Origin of the sequence: Pseudomonas sp. NGC7, from assembly GCF_047159675.1 — a bacterium.
Classification (GTDB): domain Bacteria; phylum Pseudomonadota; class Gammaproteobacteria; order Pseudomonadales; family Pseudomonadaceae; genus Aquipseudomonas; species Aquipseudomonas kermanshahensis.
The window spans coordinates 1867195-1888423 of record NZ_BAAFZY010000001.1; the positions used below are offsets into that span (position 1 = coordinate 1867195).

At 64.1% G+C, this 21229-nt stretch carries 17 protein-coding genes; 10 read left to right on the forward strand and 7 right to left on the reverse strand.

The features are described 5' to 3' along the window. Positions 1 to 161: 161 nt before the first annotated feature. The 3 genes from ACMCNM_RS08595 (at position 162) to nirD (ending at position 7394) form a co-directional block, all read left to right on the forward strand. Positions 162 to 4193 carry a molybdopterin-dependent oxidoreductase gene (locus tag ACMCNM_RS08595; protein ID WP_412764212.1) on the forward strand — a complete coding sequence of 1344 codons (4032 nt, stop codon included), beginning with the start codon at positions 162 to 164 and terminating at the stop codon, positions 4191 to 4193. A gap of 286 nt (positions 4194 to 4479) precedes the next feature. Continuing rightward, positions 4480 to 7032, forward strand: coding sequence for a nitrite reductase large subunit NirB (gene nirB / locus ACMCNM_RS08600; protein ID WP_412764213.1), 2553 nt, complete (start codon positions 4480 to 4482; stop codon positions 7030 to 7032). After that, positions 7032 to 7394 carry a nitrite reductase small subunit NirD gene (nirD, locus tag ACMCNM_RS08605; RefSeq protein ID WP_099453195.1) on the forward strand — a complete coding sequence of 121 codons (363 nt, stop codon included), beginning with the start codon at positions 7032 to 7034 and terminating at the stop codon, positions 7392 to 7394. Before nirB ends, nirD begins: the two co-directional genes overlap by 1 nt. Before the next feature lie 49 nt (positions 7395 to 7443). On the opposite strand, the gene ACMCNM_RS08610 is transcribed toward nirD, so the two are convergent. The 4 genes from ACMCNM_RS08610 to ACMCNM_RS08625 form a co-directional block, all read right to left on the reverse strand. Further along, complete coding sequence (locus ACMCNM_RS08610) at positions 7444 to 8394, reverse strand: 2-hydroxyacid dehydrogenase (RefSeq protein WP_186676169.1); 951 nt, start codon at positions 8392 to 8394, stop codon at positions 7444 to 7446. A 25-nt stretch (positions 8395 to 8419) separates the two neighbouring features. Next, the gene (locus ACMCNM_RS08615; protein WP_085272779.1) at positions 8420 to 9184 is read right to left on the reverse strand and encodes an SDR family oxidoreductase; all 765 of its coding nucleotides are present in this window, start codon (positions 9182 to 9184) and stop codon (positions 8420 to 8422) included. Positions 9185 to 9201: 17 nt separating this feature from the next. After that, on the reverse strand, positions 9202 to 9912 hold the full coding sequence (locus ACMCNM_RS08620; protein ID WP_412764214.1) for a fumarylacetoacetate hydrolase family protein: 711 nt from the start codon (positions 9910 to 9912) through the stop codon (positions 9202 to 9204). A gap of 127 nt (positions 9913 to 10039) precedes the next feature. Beyond that, positions 10040 to 11383 (reverse strand): MFS transporter, encoded by a 1344-nt coding sequence (locus tag ACMCNM_RS08625; RefSeq protein ID WP_027595897.1) that lies wholly within the window; start codon positions 11381 to 11383, stop codon positions 10040 to 10042. A gap of 348 nt (positions 11384 to 11731) precedes the next feature. On the opposite strand from ACMCNM_RS08625, the gene ACMCNM_RS08630 reads away from it, so the two are divergent. From ACMCNM_RS08630 to ACMCNM_RS08655, 6 genes are all read left to right on the forward strand, one after another. Beyond that, on the forward strand, positions 11732 to 12661 hold the full coding sequence (locus tag ACMCNM_RS08630; RefSeq protein WP_027595898.1) for a helix-turn-helix transcriptional regulator: 930 nt from the start codon (positions 11732 to 11734) through the stop codon (positions 12659 to 12661). 10 nt (positions 12662 to 12671) lie between these two features. Next, positions 12672 to 13604, forward strand: a complete 933-nt coding sequence (pcaQ, locus tag ACMCNM_RS08635) for a pca operon transcription factor PcaQ (RefSeq protein WP_099428531.1) — start codon at positions 12672 to 12674, stop codon at positions 13602 to 13604. A 222-nt stretch (positions 13605 to 13826) separates the two neighbouring features. Next, complete coding sequence (locus tag ACMCNM_RS08640) at positions 13827 to 14573, forward strand: FKBP-type peptidyl-prolyl cis-trans isomerase (RefSeq protein WP_027595900.1); 747 nt, start codon at positions 13827 to 13829, stop codon at positions 14571 to 14573. Between the two features lie 280 nt (positions 14574 to 14853). Further along, positions 14854 to 15294: a YkvA family protein gene (locus ACMCNM_RS08645; RefSeq protein WP_027595901.1), complete on the forward strand. Its 441-nt coding sequence runs from the start codon at positions 14854 to 14856 to the stop codon at positions 15292 to 15294. Positions 15295 to 15394: 100 nt separating this feature from the next. Further along, positions 15395 to 15736 (forward strand): helix-turn-helix domain-containing protein, encoded by a 342-nt coding sequence (locus tag ACMCNM_RS08650; RefSeq protein ID WP_186676171.1) that lies wholly within the window; start codon positions 15395 to 15397, stop codon positions 15734 to 15736. Further along, positions 15733 to 16101 carry a hypothetical protein gene (locus ACMCNM_RS08655; protein WP_027595903.1) on the forward strand — a complete coding sequence of 123 codons (369 nt, stop codon included), beginning with the start codon at positions 15733 to 15735 and terminating at the stop codon, positions 16099 to 16101. Before ACMCNM_RS08650 ends, ACMCNM_RS08655 begins: the two co-directional genes overlap by 4 nt. Before the next feature lie 175 nt (positions 16102 to 16276). On the opposite strand, the gene ACMCNM_RS08660 is transcribed toward ACMCNM_RS08655, so the two are convergent. Then, the gene (locus ACMCNM_RS08660; RefSeq protein WP_027595904.1) at positions 16277 to 18358 is read right to left on the reverse strand and encodes a carboxy terminal-processing peptidase; all 2082 of its coding nucleotides are present in this window, start codon (positions 18356 to 18358) and stop codon (positions 16277 to 16279) included. A gap of 140 nt (positions 18359 to 18498) precedes the next feature. Between ACMCNM_RS08660 and ACMCNM_RS08665 the strand changes: the two genes are divergently transcribed. Then, on the forward strand, positions 18499 to 19461 hold the full coding sequence (locus ACMCNM_RS08665) for an NAD(P)H-quinone oxidoreductase (RefSeq protein ID WP_412764215.1): 963 nt from the start codon (positions 18499 to 18501) through the stop codon (positions 19459 to 19461). A 110-nt stretch (positions 19462 to 19571) separates the two neighbouring features. Here the strand turns inward: ACMCNM_RS08665 and ACMCNM_RS08670 are convergent, their stop codons facing one another. Beyond that, positions 19572 to 20225: an HAD family hydrolase gene (locus ACMCNM_RS08670; protein ID WP_186683349.1), complete on the reverse strand. Its 654-nt coding sequence runs from the start codon at positions 20223 to 20225 to the stop codon at positions 19572 to 19574. 14 nt (positions 20226 to 20239) lie between these two features. Beyond that, positions 20240 to 21229, reverse strand: a complete 990-nt coding sequence (locus tag ACMCNM_RS08675; protein WP_412764216.1) for an ABC transporter ATP-binding protein — start codon at positions 21227 to 21229, stop codon at positions 20240 to 20242.

The following is a 21229-nucleotide window of genomic DNA, read 5'->3' on the forward strand; positions in this document are numbered from 1 at the left end:
GAGGCGAGTACAGCTGGCCCGGTAATTGCTGACTTACCACTACCCAGGGCAATCAATGCCGATTGCCCGCACATTTTCACGACAAAGGCGCCGTGTTGCCCCGCTTGCCATGCAAGCCGGGGCAGCCGGCGCCTTTTGTGTTTTTACCAGGAGACCGGCCCATGAGCAGCAGCGAAGTACGCAGTGTCTGCCCGTATTGCGGCGTCGGCTGCGGCATTGTCATGAGCGTGGCCGATGGCAAAGTCAGCAAGATCAGCGGCGACAAGCAGCACCCCAGCAATTTTGGCCGTCTGTGCACCAAGGGCCTGACCGCGCACGTACCGCTGAGCGCGGCCGGGCGCATGGAAGACGCCTACCTGCGCCAGCAACGCAGCCAGCAACCGGCGCGCACAGGCCTGGACCAGGCCATCGCCCAGGCCGCCGAGCGCCTGCGCGGCATTATCGACCAGCACGGCCCCGATGCCGTGGCCTTGTATGTGTCGGGGCAGATGTCGCTGGAGGCGCAGTACCTGGCCAACAAACTGGCCAAGGGTTTTATCCGCACCCGCCATATCGAGTCCAACTCACGGCTGTGCATGGCCAGCGCTGGCAGCGGCTACAAGCTGTCATTGGGCGCCGATGGCCCGCCTGGCAGCTACCAGGACTTCGAGCACGCGGAGGTGTTTCTGGTGATCGGCGCCAACATGGCCGACTGTCACCCAATCCTGTTCCTGCGCCTGCTCGACCGCCTGAAAGCCGGCGCCAGGTTGATCGTCGTCGACCCCCGGCGCACGGCCACCGCAGACAAGGCCGACCTGTTCTTGCAGGTACGCCCGGGCACCGACATGGCCCTGCTCAATGGCTTGCTGCACCTGCTGCACCAGAACGGCCATACAAACGCTGACTTCATCTCCCGTCACACCGAGGGCTGGGAAGACCTGCCTGCATTCCTGGAGGACTACAGCCCCGCCCGCGTCGCCGCCATCACCGGCCTGAGCGAAGCCGACATCCGCACCGCCGCCGAGTGGCTCGGCGGTGCCAAGGACTGGATGAGCTGCTGGACCATGGGCCTTAACCAGAGCATCCATGGCACCTGGCACAGCAACGCGATCTGCAACCTGCACCTGGCCACCGGCGCCATTTGCCGCCCTGGCAGCGGGCCGTTCTCCCTCACCGGGCAACCGAATGCCATGGGCGGGCGCGAGATGGGCTACATGGGGCCGGGCCTGCCGGGGCAGCGATCGGCGTTGGTGGCGGCCGACCGCGCCTTTGTCGAAAACCAGTGGCAGCTGGCCCCAGGCAGCCTGCGCAGCGAAGGCGGCGAGGGCACCGTGGCGCTGTTCGAGCAGATGAAGCGCGGCGAGGTAAAGGCGTGCTGGATCATCTGCAGCAACCCCGTGGCCAGCGTCGCCAACCGCCAGCAGGTGATCGACGGCCTGCGCCAGGCTGAACTGGTGATCACCCAGGATGCGTTTCTCGACACCGAGACCAACCGCTACGCCGACATCCTGCTGCCGGCCGCGCTGTGGGCCGAAGGCGAGGGCGTGATGATCAACAGTGAACGCAACCTGACCTTGATGCCCCGCGCCGTGGCACCCCCAGGCCAAAGCCTGCCGGACTGGCAGATCATCGCCCGCATCGCCTGCGCCATGGGTTATGCCGAAGCCTTCGACTACCCCGATGCCGAAGCGGTGTACGAAGAAATCCGCCGTTTCCACAACCCGGCAACCGGCTACGACCTGCGCGGTATCGGCTACACCGACCTGCGCGCGCAGCCGCGCCAGTGGCCCTGCGCGCCAGGCCATGAGGCCCCGCGCAGCCCGCTGCGTTACCAGAACGACGGCAGCAGCCAGCCGCTGTTGCTCGACGCCCAGGGCAAGCGCCCGGCGCTGGCGTTTCCGACGGCCAGTGGCAAAGCGCGCTTCTTCGCCCGCCCTTGGCTGCCTGCGCCCGAGCTGCCCGACGCGGATTACCCGATGGTGCTCAACACCGGCCGTGTGCAGCACCAATGGCACACCCTGACCAAGACCGGCAAGGTGCCTGCGCTGAACAAACTCGAGCCCGGCCCCTTTGTCGAGCTGCACCCTGACGATGCCGCGCGCCTGGGTATTCGCGACAAGGACCAGGTGGCCGTCCGCTCGCGGCGGGGGCAGGCGCTGTTGCCGGCGCGGGTCAGTGATCGGGTCATGCCGGGCAACTGTTTCGCCCCTTTCCACTGGAACGATGTGATGGGCGAGCAGCTGGCGATCAATGCCGTGACCTGCGATGCCGTCGACCCGCTGTCGCTGCAGCCGGCCTTCAAACACTGCGCCGTGGCCCTGCAGCGGGTTGCCGGCGAACGTATCGACGCCGTTGACCTGAGCGCCGCCACTGCCATCCCGGAGCCTGCCCACATGCCGACCGCCACCCTGTCCCGTCTGCTTGGCCTGGACACCCTGCCAGCCCCGGTGCTGGCCGAGGAGGAGCGTCATTACTTGCAGGGTTTTTTGCTCGGCCTGGACCAGGCCCGCGCTGAGGGGGTGCCCAGCCTGCCGGCCAGTGCGCCGCTGGCCGCAAGCCGGCGGCTGTTCGTCGATGGGCTATTGGCGGGGTTGTTCGCCCAGCCTTCGGTACTGCCTAGCCCGGCGCTTGCGGCGCCCCAGCATCAGGTGCTGTGGGCCTCGCAAACCGGTAACGGTGAGGCACTGGCCGAACGCTGTGCCGAACGCCTGCGTGGCGCCGGCCTCGCCGTGCAGCTCAGTTGCATGGCAGCGGTCAGCCCGCAGCAGTTGCACGGCGCGGCCAGTGTCGTACTGATCGCCAGTACCTGCGGCGATGGCGATGCGCCCGACAGTGCGACGGCGTTCTGGCAAGCCCTGCAAGGCGAGGAGGGCGCCCATTGTGCCGACGTGCCTTACGCCGTGTTGGCCTTGGGTGACTCCAGCTACGACCAGTTTTGTGGGTTTGGCCGCAAGCTCGATCAGCGCCTGGCCGAGCTGGGCGGGCGAAGGTTGTTGCCACGGGTGGACTGCGAGCCGGACTTCGATGAGGCATTCGCCACCTGGCTCGACGCCTTGTCATCACAGTTGGGCAGAGCCGCCGCGCCCCAGGCGAGCAGCGCACCCGCGCCCGTGGAGGGCTACAGCAAGCAGCAACCTTGGTCGGCCACCTTGCTGGAAAACCGCGTGCTCAACGCCCCAGGTGCCAGCAAGGAGACCCGCCAACTGGTGTTCGACCTGTCGGGCAGCACGTTTACCTACCAGCCGGGCGATGCCTTGGGCGTATGGCCGCGCAATTGCCCGGCGTTGGTCGAGGAGTTGCTGGCACTGATGCGCCTCGATGGCCAGGCTCTGGTTGAGATCAAAGGCCAGCCTGCGCTGCCGTTGGCCGTTGCCATGCAAGCCCACCTGGAAATCGCCAAGGTCACCCCTGCGCAGTTACAGGTATTCAGCCAGACGGCGGCGGACCTGCGCCGGCTGCTTCAGCCTGAGCACAAGGCCGAGCTGCAGAGCTGGTTGTGGGGGCGGCAGTTGGCGGACGTACTGCGCGAGTTCCCGCAAGACCTGCCATTGGCCACCTGGCTTGACCTGCTCAAGCCGTTGCAGCCGCGCTTGTACTCGATCAGTTCCAGCCCGTTGGCGCACCCCGGGCAGGTTCACCTGACGGTCTCGACGGTGCGTTACGGGCAGCGCAAAGGGGCCTGCTCGACCTTTCTGGCCGACCGTGCGCAAGGCATCAAGGTGGCGATCTTCCCGCAGGCATCGAAGCATTTTCGCCTGCCTGAGGACGACAATGTGCCGGTGATCATGGTCGGCCCAGGCACGGGTATCGCGCCGTTTCGGGCGTTTCTGGAAGAACGCGAAGCGCGTGGGGCCCGTGGGCAGAACTGGCTGTTTTTCGGTGAGCAGTCTGCCGCCAGCGATTTCTATTACCAAGCGCAGTTGCAAGCGTGGCAGGCGACCGGCCATGTGCGCCTGGATACCGCTTTCTCGCGCGACCAGCCCGAGAAAATCTATGTGCAGCAGCGCATGCACGAGCAGGGCGCTGACCTCTGGCGGTGGCTGGAAGCGGGCGCGTTCTTTTATGTGTGCGGCGATGCCCAGCGCATGGCCAAGGATGTGGACAGCGCCTTGCGTGTCATCGTCGCGGAGCATGGCGGTATGAGCGAGGCTGCGGCGGATGCGTATGTAGAGGCATTGAGCAAGGCCAAGCGCTATCGGCGCGATGTGTATTGAGTGCACCGGGATGGGGAGGGGTGCACCTTGGCTGTGCGGTTTGGGGTGCCTGTACCGGCCTCTTCGCAGCACAAGGCTGCTCCTACCGGTTCTGCACACTCCCTGTAGGAGCAGCCTTGTGCTGCGAAGAGGCCCAACAGGCAGTCTTTGGCACACTCCCTGCTTTACCAGCTTCACAACACGCCCCACTGATCAACGGCGATCAACCAGGGGCACACCCTGATGAGTACAGGCAAAGGCGCCTGGAGCTTCGGCTCCAGGCGTTTTTTTTGATCGAGGATCGGCTATGAAGGCAACAGCGAACGGCGGACAGCGCGAGAAACTGGTCATTGTCGGCAACGGCATGGTCGGCCACCACTGCGTCGAGCAACTGATCGAGCGGGGCGCCTTGGAGCGGTTCGAGGTGCGGGTGTTCGGCGAAGAACGCCAACGTGCCTACGACCGTGTGCACCTGTCCGAGTACTTCGGCGGCAGCTGTGCCGAAACCCTGGCCCTGTGCGAGCAAGGCTTCTATACCCGCCAAGGCGTGCACCTGCACCTGGGCGAGCCTGTGCTGGAGATCGACCGCGCGCGCCGCGAAGTGGTCACCGCCGAAGGCCGCTATGGCTACGACCAGTTGATCCTGGCCACCGGCTCATACCCCTTCGTACCCCCGATCGAAGGCTCCAGCGGCAATGCCCGCCTGGTCTACCGCACCCTCGACGACCTCGACGCCATCCGCGCCGCCGCCCAGGGTGCCCGCCGAGGCGTGGTGGTCGGCGGGGGCTTGTTGGGCCTTGAAGCAGCCAATGCGCTGAAGTCGCTGGGCCTGGAAGCCCATGTGGTGGAGTTCGCCCCTCGGCTGATGCCGGTGCAGTTGGACGGCGAGGGCGGCGCGGCGCTCAAGGCGCAGATCGAGGCCTTGGGCGTAGGCGTGCACCTGTCCCGCGCCACCCAGTCGATCAGCGCCGGTGAGGCGTATCGCTACCGCATGAACTTCGACGGCGGCGAGCACCTGGAAACCGACCTGATCGTGTTCTCTGCCGGTATCCGCCCGCAGGATGCGCTGGGCCGCGGGTGCGGGCTGGAGATTGCCGCCCGCGGCGGGGTGGTGATCGACAATCACTGCCGCACCCATGACGCCCGCATCTTCGCCATCGGCGAGTGCGCTTCATGGAATGGCAGCGTGTTCGGCTTGGTCGCGCCGGGCTACAGCATGGCGCGCAACCTGGCGGCGCTGCTGGTGGGCGATGAAGCGGTGCCGTTCACCGGCGCCGACATGTCGACCAAGCTCAAGCTGCTGGGCGTGGATGTCGGCTCGATCGGCGATGCCCATGGCGCTACGCCGGGCTCGCGCAGCTACCGCTTCATCGACGAAGCCAATGCGGCCTATCGCCGGCTGGTGGTGGATGCCAGTGGCAAGCATGTGCTCGGCGCGGTGCTGGTCGGTGACAACAGCTACTACGATACCCTGCTGCAGTACGCGCAAAACGGCATCGCCCTGCCTGCCGACCCGGTCGCCCTGATTTTGCCGCAAACGGGCGGCGCGCCGGCCTTGGGCGCCGATGCGCTGCCCGACAGCGCGACCATCTGCTCGTGCCACAACGTCAGCAAGGGCGCAGTCTGCGCCGCTATCGACAGCGGCTGCAGCGACCTCGCTGCGGTCAAGGGCTGCACCAAAGCGGCCAGCGGTTGCGGCGGCTGTGCGGCCCTGCTCAAGCAGGTGTTCGAGCACGAACTGACCGCCCGCGGCGTGACCGTCGACAAAAGCCTGTGCGAACACTTTGCCTACACCCGCCAGGAGCTTTACGGGCTGGTGCGGGTTGGCGGCATCCGCACCTTCAATGACCTGCTCGCGCGCCATGGCAAAGGCCATGTCGGCTGCGATATCTGCAAGCCGGCGGTGGGCAATATCCTCGCCTCGTGCTGGAACCAGCCGATCATGGACCCGGCGCTGGTACCGCTGCAGGACACCAACGACACCTTCATGGCCAACATGCAGAAAAACGGTACCTACTCGGTGGTGCCGCGCATCCCTGGGGGCGAAATCACCCCGGACAAGCTGATCGTGATCGGCCAAGTGGCAAAAAAGTACGACCTCTACACCAAGATCACCGGTGGCCAACGCATCGACCTGTTCGGCGCCCAGCTGCACGAGTTGCCGCTGATCTGGGGCGAGTTGATCGAAGCCGGTTTCGAGACGGGCCATGCCTACGGCAAGTCGACCCGCACGGTGAAGTCGTGCGTGGGCAGCACCTGGTGCCGTTACGGTGTGCAGGACAGCGTCGCCATGGCCCTGCGCCTGGAAGACCGCTACAAGGGCCTGCGCAGTCCGCACAAGCTCAAGTTCGCGGTGTCTGGCTGCACCCGCGAATGCGCCGAGGCGCAGAGCAAGGACATCGGCGTGATCGCCACCGACAAGGGCTGGAACCTGTACGTGTGCGGCAACGGCGGCATGCGCCCGCGCCACGCCGAGCTGTTTGCCACCGACCTGGACGACGAGACCCTGGTGCGCCTGATCGACCGTGTGCTGATGTTCTACATCCGCACTGCCGACAAACTGCAGCGCACCTCGGTCTGGCGCGAAAGCCTGGAGGGCGGGCTGGACTACCTCAAGCAGGTAATTCTCGACGACAGCCTGGGGCTGGCCGCCGAGCTTGAGGCGCAGATGCAGCATGTGGTCGACCACTATGAATGCGAATGGGCCAATGCCCTCAACGACCCGGAGAAGCTCAAGCGCTTCCGCACCTTCGTCAACGACCACCGCGCCGACCCGGACGTGCACTTCGTCCGCGAGCGCGAGCAGCGCCGCCCAGCGGCACCGCTGCACCTGATCCCCACTGCCGAGGAGGCTGTCTGATGAACCTGACCAATACTGCTGTAGCCCACCAGACGAACTGGCAGACAGTCTGCCAAGCGCGCGACCTGGTAGCCGATTCCGGCGTGGTGGTGTGGCACGAGGGGGCCCAGGTGGCGCTGTTCTACTTGCCGGGTCAGGAACAGCCACTGTATGCGCTGGACAACCGCGACCCGCGCTCGGGTGCCAACATCATTGGCCGCGGGTTGGTGGGTAGCTTGCAGGGTGAGTTGGTGGTGGCGGCGCCGCTGTACAAACAGCATTTCAGCCTGCACAGCGGGGAATGCCTGGAAGATGCCGGGCAGCGGCTGCGGGTGTGGCCGGTGCGGCTGAACGGGGAGGCTGTGGAAGTGGCGGTGGCCTGATCCGCATCGTGCAACTGTACCGGCCCGCGAACAGGCCGGTACAGGCCGCTTAGATAACCAACCCCTGTGGTGTACGCCCGGCAAACACATCCACCAGGCTTGCCACCACCATTTCGCCCATGCGCGTGCGGGTCTGCACGGTGGCGCTGGCTCGGTGCGGCTGCAGCACCACATCCTCGCGCTCGAACAACGCCTCGGGCACCCGAGGTTCATCGGCAAACACATCCAGCGCCGCCCCGGCGATCTCACCCGCTTCAAGTGCCGCGATCAACGCGGGCTCGTCCACCAACTTGCCACGGGCGATATTGATCAGGTAGCCGTCTGGCCCAAGCGCCTGCAGCACCTTGCGCCCCACCAACGCCTCGCCTTGGTCGGCGGCCGCCGCCAGAATCAGCGCATCGCTGTCTTTGGCCAATTGCTGCAAGTTCGACTCGAAGCCATAAGGCACGTCCTGTGGCTGCAGGTCGGTGTAACGAATCGGGCAGCCAAACGCCGCCGCCCGCTGGGCCACCGCGCGGCCGACGCGGCCCATGCCGACGATACCCACACGCATGCCCGACACCTGCCGCGCCAACGGCAGTGGCGCCAGCGGTGTGGCGCTGGTGGCCCAGTGTCCGGCGCGGACGAACCGGTCGCCGCTGCACAGCCCTCGGCACACGCCAATCAGCAAGCCGATGGCGAGGTCGGCGACATCCTCGGTCAGCGCGCCGAGGGTTGCAGTCACCTGGATACCCCGATCACGCGCATAGGCCAGGTCGATGGCATCGGTGCCGACGCCATTCACCGCGATCACTTCCAGCTTGGGCAGGCGCGCCATCAGCGCTTGGCTGATACCGGTATGACCGCCGGTGACCACGGCGCGGATGGTGTTGCCATGCGCGCTGACATAGGCGTCCTTGTCGGCTTGCTCGTAGTACCGGTGCACGGTGAACAGCGCTTCCAGGCGCTCGCGGACTTCTGGGATGAGGATCGGGCTCAGTTGCAGGACTTCAGGTTTCATCGGTCACTCCTTAAAAGGCAAGGTGTCAGCCACGGCCGACGAAGGGCATGTTGCTGGCCATCACGGTCATGTTGAGCACGTTGGCGTCCAACGGCAGGGCGGCGATGTAGCGCACGGCATCCGCCACATGGCGCACGTCGAGCATCGGCTCGGCGGCAATCTCGCCATTGGCCTGGCGCACACCGCGGGTCATGCGTTCGGACAGTTCGGTCAGGGCGTTGCCGATGTCCACCTGGCTGCACACGATGTTGTAGGGGCGGCCGTCCAGGGCCAGGGCTTTGGTCAGGCCCAGCACCGCGTGCTTGCTGGCGGTGTAGGGCGCAGTGAAGGGGCGTGGGGTATGCGCCGAAATCGAACCGTTGTTGACGATTCGCCCGCCCTGCGGCTGCTGCCTGCGCATCAGGCCAAAGGCCGCACGGGCGCAGAGGAACACGCCGTCGACATTGGTGGCGATGACATTGCGCCAGTTCTCCAGCGGCAGTTCGTCGATGGGCACGGCAGGCGCATTGACCCCGGCATTATTGAAGATCAGGTCGAGGCGGCCATGCACCTCCTCGATGGTGGCGAACAGCTGGGCGACGCTCTGTTCATCGCGCACATCGGTGGGCACCGCGAGGGCCTCGCCACCGGCTGCACGGGCCTGTTCTGCCAACGCCTGCAAGGGTTCGGCACGCCGGCCGGCGAGGACCAGGCTGAAGCCATCAGCCAGCAGCCCCAAGGCGACGGCGCGGCCAATGCCGCTGCCGGCACCGGTGACCAAGGCGATTTTCTTGTTGTGTGTTTGGCTCATCTGTTTGCTCCAGAAATTCAGGCGGCATGGGCGGTGTGGCGTGCGGGACGAGGGCCAACGCGCAGTTGCAACTCGCCGATGCCGTCGATGCCGGCATGGATCACATCGCCAGGGTTGAGCGGGGCCACGCCAGGCGGGCTGCCGGTCATGATCAGGTCACCGGGGCGCAGCGGCAGTTGCCGGGACAGGCGGCTGATCACCTCGGCCAATGGCCAGGTCTGCTGGCTAAGCCGGGCGCGCTGGCGCTCCTCGCCGTTGACCTTCAGCCACAGCGCTGCGTCCAGTGGCCAGCCCAGTTCGCTGGCCGGCACCAGGGCAGTCATCGGCGCCGAGGCTTCGAATACCTTGGCACCCTCCCAGGGCAGCCCTTCGCTTTTGGCCTGGCGCTGGCGATCACGCAGGGTCAGGTCCAGGCCAGCGGCAAAGCCATAGACGTGCTCCAGAGCCTGCTCCGGGCTGATGTCGGCACCGCCTTTGCTGATCGCCACCACCCACTCGATTTCATGGCAAAACTCTTCAGTCTGCGGCGGGAAGGGCAGTTCGCCCTGTGCCTCGACCACGTTGCTGGCCGGCTTCATGAAAAAGACCGGCTCACGGGGCGCTGGGTCGGTGGCCTGTGGCCAGGGGTAGTTGCGGCCCAGGCAGAACACGCGGCCAACCGGGAAGCGCGCGTCGCTGCCTTGGATGGGCAGGCTGACGATGGCTGGCGGGTCGAACAGGTAAGTCATGGGTCAATCCTCTGTGCTGGAGTGGCCAGCCTAGCCAGCGGCTGGCGGGCAAAGTTGGACGATAAAAGGCACGGTTTGGATAAAAACGGGGATCTGCGGTGGCGCTTCCGGCACTCACCGCGCCTGCTTATGCCGCGGTCTTGAGCTCGATCCGGTACAGCTTGCCGAGCAACAGCGAGTAGGACAGGGTGCCCATCAACGCCACCCCGCCGATAAACCAGAACGCCAAGGCGAACGAGCCACTGGCCTGCACGATCGCGCCAATCACGATCGGGGTGACGATGCCGCCGATGTTCGCGGCCAGGCTGGTGACCCCGCCGGTCAGCCCGATCAGTTGCTTGGGTGCCACTTCCGAAACCGCTGCCCACGACGACGAGGCGATGCCCTGGGCAAAGAACGCCAGCGTCAGCACGGCGATACACAGCACGTTGGAGTCGGTGAAGTTGACCAGCACGATCGACATGCCCAGCATCGACCCCACCACCAGCGGCAGCTTGCGTGCAAAGGACAGCGAGTAGCCCCGGCGGATCAGCAAGTCGGAAACGATCCCCGCCAGCAAGATGCCGACCGTGGCGCCAATGAACGGCATCACCGCGAAGATGCCGACTTTGATCAGCGTCAGCTGGCGCTCTTCGATCAGGTAGGTGGGGAACCAGGTGAGGAAGAAGTACAGCGCTGAGGTGCTGGCGAACTTGCCCAGGCAGATGGCCCACACCTGGCGGTAGCGGAACAGTTCGGCGACCTGGCGCCAGTCGAAACGGGTGCGCTCCTGGCTGCTTCTGACCAGCCCGCCGCCGTCCTCGATATAGGCCAGTTCTTCCTTGCTGACCTTCTTGCAGTTGAGCGGGTCGCGGTACAGGAACAACCACACCACGCCAAACACGATACCAATCAGGCCGGTGCTGTAGAACACATGGCGCCAGTCATAGGTGGTCGCCAGCCACAGCAATGCCCCAGTGAACAAGGCCGTGCCCAGGTACTGGCCGCACACGTAGATGCTGCTGGCCATGCCCCGTTCGCGGGCAGGGAACCACACGGTGACAGCGCGGCTGTTGGCGGGGAAGGCCGGTGCCTCCATGGCACCCACGGCCAGGCGCAGGCCGAACAGCGAGGTGAAGCCGCTGGCCAGGCCCTGGGCGACAGTGACAGCCGACCAACTGATCAGCGAGACGCCGTAGGTCAGGCGCGAGCCGAAGCGGTCGGCAATGAAGCCGGCTGGCACCAACGCCAGGGCGTAAGTCCAGGCGAACGCGGAGAAGATCAAGCCCATCTCGACTTTGTCCAGGCCCAGGTCCTTGGCCATGAAAGGCGCCGCGATGGAGATGTTGACCCGGTCGACGTAGTTGATGATGGTCGCCAGCAGCAGCAGCGAGAGCATGAACCAGCGACGGCGGGTGGGTAGGCGTTGCGATGCGACCGCGTCCACTGCGAACGCAGGCGCCGCAGTGCGGGAAGTAGGCGTGCTCGACATGAGTCGACCTCGTTTGTTGTTGTTGGTAGAGGTTGGGCTGCAGTCCCTTTTTTAAGGTGGTCGTACAACATCGGAAAATCAACGGCGGTTTTAGACCGTTTTTTTCACTCGGAACGGGGTAGGGCTGCGCTGTCCAAAAAACTCAGCGGGCGGGGTTTTGGCAGCTTTTTTTGCTTTGGGTGGCGGTTTTAAAGGGCTGCGTCGATTTTTGCCGGATACGTTTTTTGCAGTGGGCTTCAAAATTATGAGTTTCGACGTCGTACAACTCATTGCCAGGCAAGCCGCTTGCCGTTCAGAATTCCCGCATGGCAGGCAACGTCAGCGCCAAGCCCCCGACCGGAGACCCCCATGCCCCCCAAGCGCGAAGTCCCGACCTACGTCATGCAACAGCGCAGCGAGCTGATGGATTTCTACATCCGCGACCAGCGCGGCCGGCCGGCCGAAACCGCGCCACACCGACACGAATATTTTCAGATCCAGGTCAATTTTGGCGGCGATACGGTGCAGCACATCGGCAGCGTGCAGCGCCCGTTCAAACGCAACACCCTGGCCTTCATCCTGCCGCACCGGGTGCATGTCATCCCGCACCCGGACGACAGCGATTTCGTGGTCATCAACTTTTCCCAGACATTCCTGCTGCCGCACCTGCCTTGCGACCCCATGGACCTGGAAGAAGTGTCGATACTGCAGGCCCCTGAACTGTCACCGTTCCGCTTCCAGGAGCACCTGGATTTTCACCTCGCCGAGGCCGATTTCAGCGAGGTGCGGCGTATTCTCGGGCAGATGCGTGAACTCGATGCCAACCGCCGCTTCGGCAGCCGTGAAATCCTCAAGGGCCTGTTGCTGCAACTGATCGGCCAGGTGTGCGGCTTGTACGCCGACCCCCTGCGCGAGCTGGCCGAGAGCAATGCTGCGCAACTCAGCCGGCGCGCCGCGTTGGGGCGCATGAGCGAGTACCTGCGCAGGCACATCGACGACCCCGACCTCAACCTGCAGAAGGTCGCCGCCGCCACGTACCTGTCGCCCACCTACCTGACCCATTGGCTGCGCAAGGAAATCGGCAAGACCTTCAGCGAATTGGTGCTGGAGCGGCGCATGCACGCCGCGCGCAATTACCTGCTTAACGGCAGCCGTCCGGTCGGTGAGGTGGCTCGGCTGTGCGGCTTTGCTGATGAAGCGTACTTTTCGCGGCGCTTCCGGCAGATCCATGGCTTGCCGCCGGGGCAGTTCCGCCGCCAGCAGCGCGACCCGGATACACCGCAGGTAGCCATGCGGTAAGCTTGAGGCCATGAACCTCGACACCCGCATCAAGTACCGCCACCTGCTGTGCTTCCTGGAGATTGCCCGGCAGGGCAGCCTGGCCAGGGCCGCAGACATCCTCGCCATCAGCCAGCCCGCGATTTCCAAGACGCTCAAGGAACTCGAAGCGCTGCTGGAAACACGCTTGTTCGAACGCAGCCGGCAGGGCGTCGAGCTGACCCCGGCCGGCACCCGCTTCATGCGGTATGCAGGGCCCAGCGTGCAGGCGCTGCGCGATGGCGTCAGCAGCCTGCGCGGCGAGGCGCGGGCACCGTCGCAGGTGCGCATTGGCGTGCTGTCCACGGTCGAGGGCTTGTTGATGCCCGAGGTGCTGTGCCGCCTGCATCAACGCCATGAGGCGTTGCTGATCAGCGTGGTGACCGGTGCCAGCGCGCAGTTGCTGGGCCAGCTACGCCTGGGTGAGCTGGAGCTGGTGGTGGGGCGCATGACCGACAGCCCACAAATTCAGGGCCTGTCGTTCGAGCACCTGTACAGCGAATCGATGAGCCTGGTCGTGCGGCCGGGGCACCCGTTGCTGGCCAACACGCCTGTCGAGCGGGCACAGGTGGGGCGTTACCCCTTGGTGTTGCCGCCCCCTGGCACCACCATTCGCCAGCACGCCGACAGCCTGTTCGTACAATGCGGTATCCAGATGCCCGCGCAACGCCTGGAAACCCTCTCGCTGGCCCTGAGCCGCCGCTACCTGCTGGGCAGTGATGCGGTGTGGGTGGCGCCACGGGATGCGGTGCTGATCGACCTGGGCCGTGGTGAGCTGGTCGAGCTCGACTTGGGCGTGCGCGAGCCGGGCGGGTCGGTGGGCCTGTGCCGCAATGCGGCGCTGGAGCAGAGCGTGCCAGGGCAGTGGGTGTGCGAGGTGCTGCGTGAGGTGGCGGGGCAGTACCGTGAGGGGCAATACCCCTGACAACTCAGAACGAAGTGAAATTTTTGGCGGGTAAACCCAGGCGAATTCGGCATAAAGGGTCAATACTGGCCAGTGGCTCTAATGTGTCAGATGAATAACCCTTTAAGTACTGAACTTCCTTAGCAAAACCCGCTCCTATGCCGGTAGCCATTGGTCATGGCCGCCTGCTAAGCTCGCGGCTTTACCCTGATTGCCCTTATGGCGCATGAACAAGGAAATAGCATGAAACAGCATCGTTTGGCGGCTGCGGTTGCCCTGGTAGGCCTGGTATTGGCTGGCTGCGACCAACAGGCCAGCAGCCCCGAGCTGAAGACTCCGGCACAGAAAGCCTCCTACGGTATCGGCCTGAACATGGGCAAGAGCCTGGCTCAGGAAGGCATGGAAGACCTTGATTCGAAAGCGGTCGCCCTCGGCATCGAAGACGCCGTCAGCAAGAAAGAGCAGCGCATCAAGGACGAAGAGCTGGTAGAAGCCTTCACCTCGCTGCAGAAGCGCGCCGAAGAGCGTCTGGCCAAGGCCAGCGAAGAAGCCGCCTCCGCCGGCAAGAAGTTCCTCGAAGAAAACGCCAAGAAGCCGGGGGTTGTCACCACCGCTTCGGGCCTGCAATACGAAGTGATCAAGAAGGCCGACGGCCCGCAGCCTAAGCCGACCGACGTAGTGACTGTTCACTACGAAGGCAAGCTGACCGATGGCAAGGTGTTCGACAGCTCCGTCGAGCGCGGCAGCCCGATCGACCTGCCTGTCAGCGGCGTGATCCCAGGTTGGGTCGAAGGCCTGCAACTGATGCACGTCGGCGAGAAGTACAAGCTGTTCATCCCGGCCGAACTGGCCTACGGTGCCCAGAGCCCGAGCCCGCTGATCCCTGCCAACTCGGTACTGGTGTTCGACCTTGAGCTGATCGCCATCAAAGACCCGGCCCAGCTGCAGGGGGCCGAGCCAGAAGCGCCAGCAGAAGAGCCTGCCAAGTAACACTGGCTGGTTTGCGTAAAACGCCCCGTCTTGACGGGGCGTTTTCGTTTGGGGCAATCGGCTGAGAAGAACCTCTGGCGGCTGATACTGTCCGAGCAATAGCAGCGTGATGAAGTAGGATGCTTCTGACGCAAATCGTTTGCGAATCTGAAACGACTGTGTAAAAAACGCCCGATCTGACCGGGACCCTTGCCTAGTGGGCACCTGACGTCAGAAACTTCGCCCTGTTCACAAGGTTATCCACAATAAATGTGGATAACCTGTCCCTCTCGGAGGCTCCATGAGCGCACCCTGGAATTTCGCCCGTTTTCTGCCGTTGGCCGAGCGCCTGCTCAGCCGCGGGCGGTTGCCGGCCTTGCTGTTCGCCGTGGCCCGCAAAGGCCCACGGATCGGCCAGCTGCGCGAGGATGTAAAGCTGCTGCAGTCGCTGTGCCTGGCCTGGTGGCGCGGCGAGTACCGCGCCATCAGCCCCAAGGCGCTGGTGACCATCGTTGCCGGCCTGCTGTACTTCGTCAGCCCTATCGACGCCATCCCCGACTGGCTGCTGGGCGTGGGCTTTCTTGACGACATCGCCGTGCTGGGTTGGGTGTTGAAGACCGTGGCCGATGAGCTGGCGCGTTTCAAAGCCTGGCGCGACAGCCAGGCCCCAGAGCGCTTGCGCGTGGTGGAACGCTTGCCGGATACCCCCGAAGCCCTGCGCCTGGAACGCAATACGCAGTGAAATCAGCCTGAGCTGCACAGACTCCCGTACTTGGTAATATAATTGGCATAAGGATTATGCCTACGGATTACATGCCGTAATCCTAAGTAAGGGGGTTGTAATGGGTATTCAGGTTATTAGCCGGGACGGTCAGCCCGAGTACGCCGTCGTTCCCTGGGAGCAATACCAGGCACTGCTGAAGGCAGCGGGGCAGCCGCCCGTCGAGGCGGGTGTCAGTGAAGTGCAAAGCGATGCTGCCAGTGCTGCACCTTTACCGGCGTTCAGCGAGGTGGCACACATTCGCCAAGCTAAGGGCATCGCCCCTGAGCTTTTGGCGCGCAATGTGGGTGTGAGCCCCGCGTACCTGGCCATGATCGAGTCAGGCGAGCGACAGCCGGACGCTGCCATCCGCCGCGCCCTGGCCTGGCACCTGGGTGTGGCGGGTTGGAGCGAACCCTCATGAGCCAGGTCAGGATCAGCCGCCAGCACTGGCAGAGCCTGCTGGACGAGCTTGACCTGGCCCGTCGTCAACGTCATCTGCTGACGTACCGTGCGCTTATCGAGCGCTTGCAATTGCCCAGCCCGGCCATGCAGACGCTGACCGCCGCGCTGGAGTACCTGGCGGTGCTCGACGCCCGTGCCGAGCAGCCTTTGCGCAGTTCGCTGGTGATCAGCCAGGGTGCCAGCCGCCTGCCGCGCACCGGTTTTTTCGAGTGTGTAGAGCGGCTCGGGCGTTTTGCCGGGCCGGTCGATGGCATGGAAGCGGCGTCCTGGCATGCCTCGGAAGTGGTTCGGGTGTTCGAGTACCGTTACCCCGAAGAAGCCTGATTCAGCCGAGCGCAGGACGTTGTAGGAGCAGCCGTGTGCTGCGAAGAGGCCAGTGAAAACACCAAAGATCTGCGGTGTTTTCACTGGCCTCTTCGCAGCACAAGGCTGCTCACATACAAAGAAAAGGGCCGGGTGCTTTCACACCCGGCCCTTTTTGGTTAACGCATGCCTAGCCTCAGTGCTTGGCCACCTGCGAGCTTGCGCTCAGGTAGTCGAGCAGAATGCGCCCTGTCTCGGACAGGTAGGCATCATCTTCCGGCTTGGTGTTTTCATCTTCAGCCGGCAATGCGTCTTCATCTTCCTTCTTCAGCTCTTTGAGCGGCTCTTCACCTTTGGCCTTGCGGCGGATGTTTTCCAGGGCCAACTGCTTGCCCTCGATCTCATCGTGGCGGGCACGGCGTTCTTGCTCGTTGAGGCTGACGGTCTTCTCGTTCATCAGCTTCTGGGCCAGGGCCAGGCGGTCGCGGATGTAGGTGAACTCGGCATCCTTGGCGCTGCGCGCTTCATGCTGTGCCTTGAGCTGGGTCAGGTACGGCTTGAACGGGTCGGCCGCTGGCTTGACCACCGGGCGGATGGTGTCCCACGGCATCGCCTCGGGCAGGGCGCTCTCGCCGATTTCCTTGGTGTCGATGATCGATGGGTAGTCGATGTCCGGCAGCACGCCCTGGTGCTGGGTGCTCTGCCCAGACACCCGGTAGAACTTGGCCAAGGTCAGTTTCAGCTCACCATGGTTGAGCGGTTGGATGGTCTGCACGGTGCCTTTGCCGAAGGTCTGGCCACCGACGATCAGTGCCCGGTGGTAGTCCTGCATGGCACCGGCGAAGATCTCCGAGGCCGAGGCCGACAGGCGGTTGACCAGCAGTGCCAGCGGGCCTTTGTAGAAGGCGCCCGGGTTTTCGTCCTCGAGCACGTCGACGCGGCCGTCGCTATTGCGCACCAGCACCGTCGGGCCCTTGTCGATGAACAGGCTGGTCAGCTCGGTGGCTTCCTGCAGCGAACCGCCGCCGTTGTTGCGCAGGTCGATGACTACGCCGTCGACTTTCTCTTTTTGCAGTTCGGTGAGCAGCTTCTTCACGTCGCGCGTGGTGCTCTTGTACTCCGGATCACCGGCACGGTAGGCCTTGAAGTCCAGGTAGAAGGCCGGGATCTCGATAATGCCCAGCTTGTAGTCACGGCCATCCTGCTTGAGCTTGAGCACCGACTTTTTCGCCGCCTGCTCTTCAAGCTTGACGGCTTCGCGGGTGATCGAAACGATCTTGCTGGTCTGGTCGCTCGGGGCATTGCTGGCCGGGATGACCTCCAGGCGCACCACCGAGCCTTTTGGGCCGCGGATCAGCTTGACCACTTCGTCCAGGCGCCAGCCGACCACGTCGACCATTTCCTTGTTGCCCTGGGCCACGCCGATGATCTTGTCGGCCGGAGCGACCTGCTTGGTCTTGGCGGCAGGGCCTGCCGGCACCAGGCGAACGATCTTGACCTGGTCGTTGTCGCTTTGCAGTACTGCGCCGATGCCTTCGAGCGACAAGCTCATGTTGATGTCGAAGTTTTCTGCGTTGTCCGGCGACAGGTAGTTGGTGTGCGGGTCGTAGGACTGGGCGAAGGTATTGATGTAGGCCTGGAAGATATCCTCGGCACGGGTCTGGTCCAGGCGCGCCAGCTGGTTCTTGTAGCGCTTGGTCAGGGTTTCCTGGATCTGCTTGGGCTCTTTGCCGGCGATCTTCTGGCGCAGCACTTCGTCTTTGACACGCTTGCGCCACAGGTCGTCGAGTTCGGCCTGGTTCTTCATCCACGGGGCGTCCTTGCGGTCGATCAGCAAGGTTTCCTTGGTGGTGAAGTCGATCTTGTCGACGCCTTTGTTCAGCTCGGCCAGGGCAAAGTCCAGGCGCTGTTTGACGCGGTCAAGGTAGCGTTTGTAGATGGTGAAGCCCGGGTCGAGGTTGCCGCTTTTGAGGAAGTCGTCGAACTGTGTCTTCCACTTGTCGAACTCGGCGATGTCGGCCGCGGTGAAGTAGCTGCGCGCAGGGTCCAGCAGCTTGATGTAGCTGTCGTAGATGATCACCGAGCGGGCGTCATCGAGCGGTGGCTTGCTGTAGTGGTGGCGCTTGAGCAGTTCCACCACATTAAGGCTGGCGACGATTTCGTCGCGGTCCGGCTGCAGGCTGTCCCACTTGTTGGCGGCCGCCGCATTGCCGCCGAGCGTAAGGCTGCCGAGGCCAATCATCAGGGCCAGGGCGGTGCTTGGGAGGAAATGCTTCATGCTGATTCGACGTGGAGGCAATTGATCACGCATAGTAGGCCGTCTTTTCCGTTGCCGGTTCCATGGAGCCGGACAAATACTGCAAAAAGCCCGGGGCGAGGGTTCCCCAGGCTCAGTCATGATTCAACTATGGAGGCACTGTGAAGGCATTGCAAGGCGAAGACGGACATGTGGAGTGGGTCGAGGCCGAGCGCCCGGCCCTTGACGCGGGCCAAGTACGCATTCGCGTGGCTGCTGCGGGGCTGAACCGCGCCGACCTGTTGCAAATGAAGGGGCTGTACCCGCCACCGCCTGGCGCCAGCCCTTATATGGGCCTGGAGTGCGCCGGCATTATCGAAGAAGTTGGGCCGGGCGCCGATTGGCGTGTGGGCGAGCGGGTGTGTGCGCTGCTGGCCAGTGGTGCGATGGCTGAAGAAGTGGTGGTCGATGCCCGCCATGTGCTGCCGGTACCTGAAGGTCTGAGCTTGCACCAAGCGGCGGCACTGCCTGAGGTGTACGCCACGGCGTGGTTGAACATCTTCCAGTTGGGTGCCGTCAAAGCCGGCGAGAAAGTGCTGGTACACGCAGGGGCCAGCGGCGTGGGGTCGGCGGCGATCCAGTTGTGCAAGGCGTTTGGCAACCCGGTGTATGTGAGTGTTGGCTCGCAGGATCGCCTGGCCTACTGCGAAGCGCTGGGCGCTGCCGGTGGCGTGGTGCGTAACGAGAACCTCGGTGCGCTGGAAGGCGTTGGGCCGTTCGACGTGATTCTCGACCCGGTGGGTGCCAGTTATGGGGAACTCAACCTCAAACTGCTGGCGCGTGACGGGCGTTGGGTGATCATCGGCCTGATGGGCGGACGAAAGTTCGAGCTGGACCTGGCACAGGTGCTGGGTAAGCGCCTGGAAATCACCGGCTCAACGCTGCGCAACCGTGACGATGGCTTCAAGGCCGAGTTGCTGCGTGAGTTGCTGCAGCAGGTGTGGCCGCTGTTCGCCGAAGGGCGGTTGTCGGCGCAGTTGGTGGATACCTACCCGGTGGAATTTGCCCAGGCGGCGTATGCCGAGCTTGAGACTAACCAAGTGTCGGGCAAGCTGGTGATGGTCATCGATCCGAGCCTGGTGTAAGCAGGCCCGGCCTCTTCGCGGGGCAAGCCCGCTCCTACAGGTAAATCACTGATCCTGAGCCTGTGATATTCCTGTGGGAGCGGGCTCGTCCCGCGAAGAGGCCAGTATGATCAGCGCCAAGTCAGAATCGGCCAGCCATTGATCTCGGCATGCTCGCGCAACACCGCATCTGGGTTCACCACAAACGGATGGTCCACCTTCAACAACAACGGCAGATCGTTCCGCGAATCGGAATAGAAACTCGCCCCTTCCAGGTTCTCCTGCTCCTGATCCAGCCACTCCAGCAACCGGGTGATCTTGCCTTCACGGTAGGTCAGCACCCCATGGGTCTTGCCGGTGTACACCCCATTCACCGCCTCCAACTCGATCGCTAAGTACTCGTCCACGCCCAACCGCGCCGCAATCGGCCCGACCAAGTGCGTACCCGAAGCGGAAATGATCAGGATACGGTCGCCACGCTTGCGATGCTCAGCGATGCAGCGGCAGGCGTCGCCGAAAATGATCGGCTCGATAACGTCCTCCACCCACGGCTCCACCAGGTGCTCGACCTCTTCCAGGGTGCGCCCGGCAATCGGCTCCAGGCTGAAGGCCATGTAGTCCTCCATCGCCAAGTGGCCCTTGCCATACGCCTCCATCAATTCATGGTCGCGACGCAGGAAGTCCTTGCCGTCGACCCAGCCCAGCCGGGCCATCTGCTCGCTCCACAGTGACGCGCAGTCGCCGTGGATCAGGGTTTCGTCCAGATCGAAAATTGCCAGTGCCATTGTGTTGAATCTCCTTAAGCCACTTCCCGCAGCGCCGTGGGGTCGATCGACAAGGATACCCGCTGGCCGTCCGGATGCAGGTCGGCAGACGAGCGGTTGAGCACGTCGACTACCAGCTCCACCTCACGCACCCGCACCCGGTAACGGATGACGTTGCCCAGCAGGCTGTGGCTGCGCACTTCACCGTCCAGCTCGCCATTCAGGCCCAGGGTGATGGATTCGGGGCGAATGGCCAGGCGGCTGGCCACCGGGCGTTGCAGCAGGCGGCTGGCGCTTTCCGGGTCGAGCAGGTTGTAGTTGCCGATGAAGCCCGCAGCAAACAGGTCCACGGGGGCGTTGTAGAGGGTTTCGGCATCGCCGCTCTGGACGATGCGGCCCTGGTTCATCAGGAAGATGCGGTCTGACATCGTCAGGGCCTCTTCCTGGTCGTGGGTGACGAAGATGGTGGTCAGCCCCAGTTCACGCTGGATCGCGCGGATCTGTTCGCGCAGGTGCTTGCGAATGCGCGCATCCAGCGCCGACAGCGGCTCGTCGAGCAGCAGCAGGCGCGGGCGGGTCACCAGTGAACGGGCCAGGGCCACGCGCTGGCACTGGCCACCCGACAGCTGGTGCGGATAGCGCCCGGCGAAGCTGCCCAGCTCCACCAGGTCGAGCACCTCACGCACCCGCGCCTGGCTCTCGTCGGCCTTGACCTTTTGCATGCGCAGGCCAAAGGCAACGTTCTGTTCCACGGTCATGTTGGGGAACAGCGCGTAGCTCTGGAACACCATGCCGATGCCGCGCTTCTGCGGGCTCAGTGGCACGATGTCCTGGCCATCGAGCAGGATGCGCCCCCCGTCCACCGGGGTTAGCCCGGCGATGCAGCGCAGCAGGGTGGACTTGCCGCAGCCGGAAGGGCCGAGCAGGGTGACGAACTCGCCGCGTTCGATCTGGCAGTCAATGTTTTCGAAAACCGGTGTGCCGGCATAGCGTTTGTGCAGTTGCTGTACGCTGACGAAGCTCAT

Excerpts from the sequence above, each read along its gene's own strand:
- ACMCNM_RS08610 (WP_186676169.1), bottom strand. The coding sequence starts at position 8,394 with ATGAAACCTGAAGTCCTGCAACTGAGCCCGATCCTCATCCCAGAAGTC.
- ACMCNM_RS08595 (WP_412764212.1), top strand. The coding sequence starts at position 162 with ATGAGCAGCAGCGAAGTACGCAGTGTCTGCCCGTATTGCGGCGTCGGC.
- ACMCNM_RS08630 (WP_027595898.1), top strand. The coding sequence starts at position 11,732 with ATGCCCCCCAAGCGCGAAGTCCCGACCTACGTCATGCAACAGCGCAGC.
- ACMCNM_RS08640 (WP_027595900.1), top strand. The coding sequence starts at position 13,827 with ATGAAACAGCATCGTTTGGCGGCTGCGGTTGCCCTGGTAGGCCTGGTA.
- nirB (WP_412764213.1), top strand. The coding sequence starts at position 4,480 with ATGAAGGCAACAGCGAACGGCGGACAGCGCGAGAAACTGGTCATTGTC.
- pcaQ (WP_099428531.1), top strand. The coding sequence starts at position 12,672 with ATGAACCTCGACACCCGCATCAAGTACCGCCACCTGCTGTGCTTCCTG.
- ACMCNM_RS08645 (WP_027595901.1), top strand. The coding sequence starts at position 14,854 with ATGAGCGCACCCTGGAATTTCGCCCGTTTTCTGCCGTTGGCCGAGCGC.
- ACMCNM_RS08670 (WP_186683349.1), bottom strand. The coding sequence starts at position 20,225 with ATGGCACTGGCAATTTTCGATCTGGACGAAACCCTGATCCACGGCGAC.
- ACMCNM_RS08615 (WP_085272779.1), bottom strand. The coding sequence starts at position 9,184 with ATGAGCCAAACACACAACAAGAAAATCGCCTTGGTCACCGGTGCCGGC.
- ACMCNM_RS08625 (WP_027595897.1), bottom strand. The coding sequence starts at position 11,383 with ATGTCGAGCACGCCTACTTCCCGCACTGCGGCGCCTGCGTTCGCAGTG.
- ACMCNM_RS08650 (WP_186676171.1), top strand. The coding sequence starts at position 15,395 with ATGGGTATTCAGGTTATTAGCCGGGACGGTCAGCCCGAGTACGCCGTC.
- ACMCNM_RS08675 (WP_412764216.1), bottom strand. The coding sequence starts at position 21,229 with ATGAGCTTCGTCAGCGTACAGCAACTGCACAAACGCTATGCCGGCACA.
- nirD (WP_099453195.1), top strand. The coding sequence starts at position 7,032 with ATGAACCTGACCAATACTGCTGTAGCCCACCAGACGAACTGGCAGACA.
- ACMCNM_RS08660 (WP_027595904.1), bottom strand. The coding sequence starts at position 18,358 with ATGAAGCATTTCCTCCCAAGCACCGCCCTGGCCCTGATGATTGGCCTC.
- ACMCNM_RS08655 (WP_027595903.1), top strand. The coding sequence starts at position 15,733 with ATGAGCCAGGTCAGGATCAGCCGCCAGCACTGGCAGAGCCTGCTGGAC.
- ACMCNM_RS08620 (WP_412764214.1), bottom strand. The coding sequence starts at position 9,912 with ATGACTTACCTGTTCGACCCGCCAGCCATCGTCAGCCTGCCCATCCAA.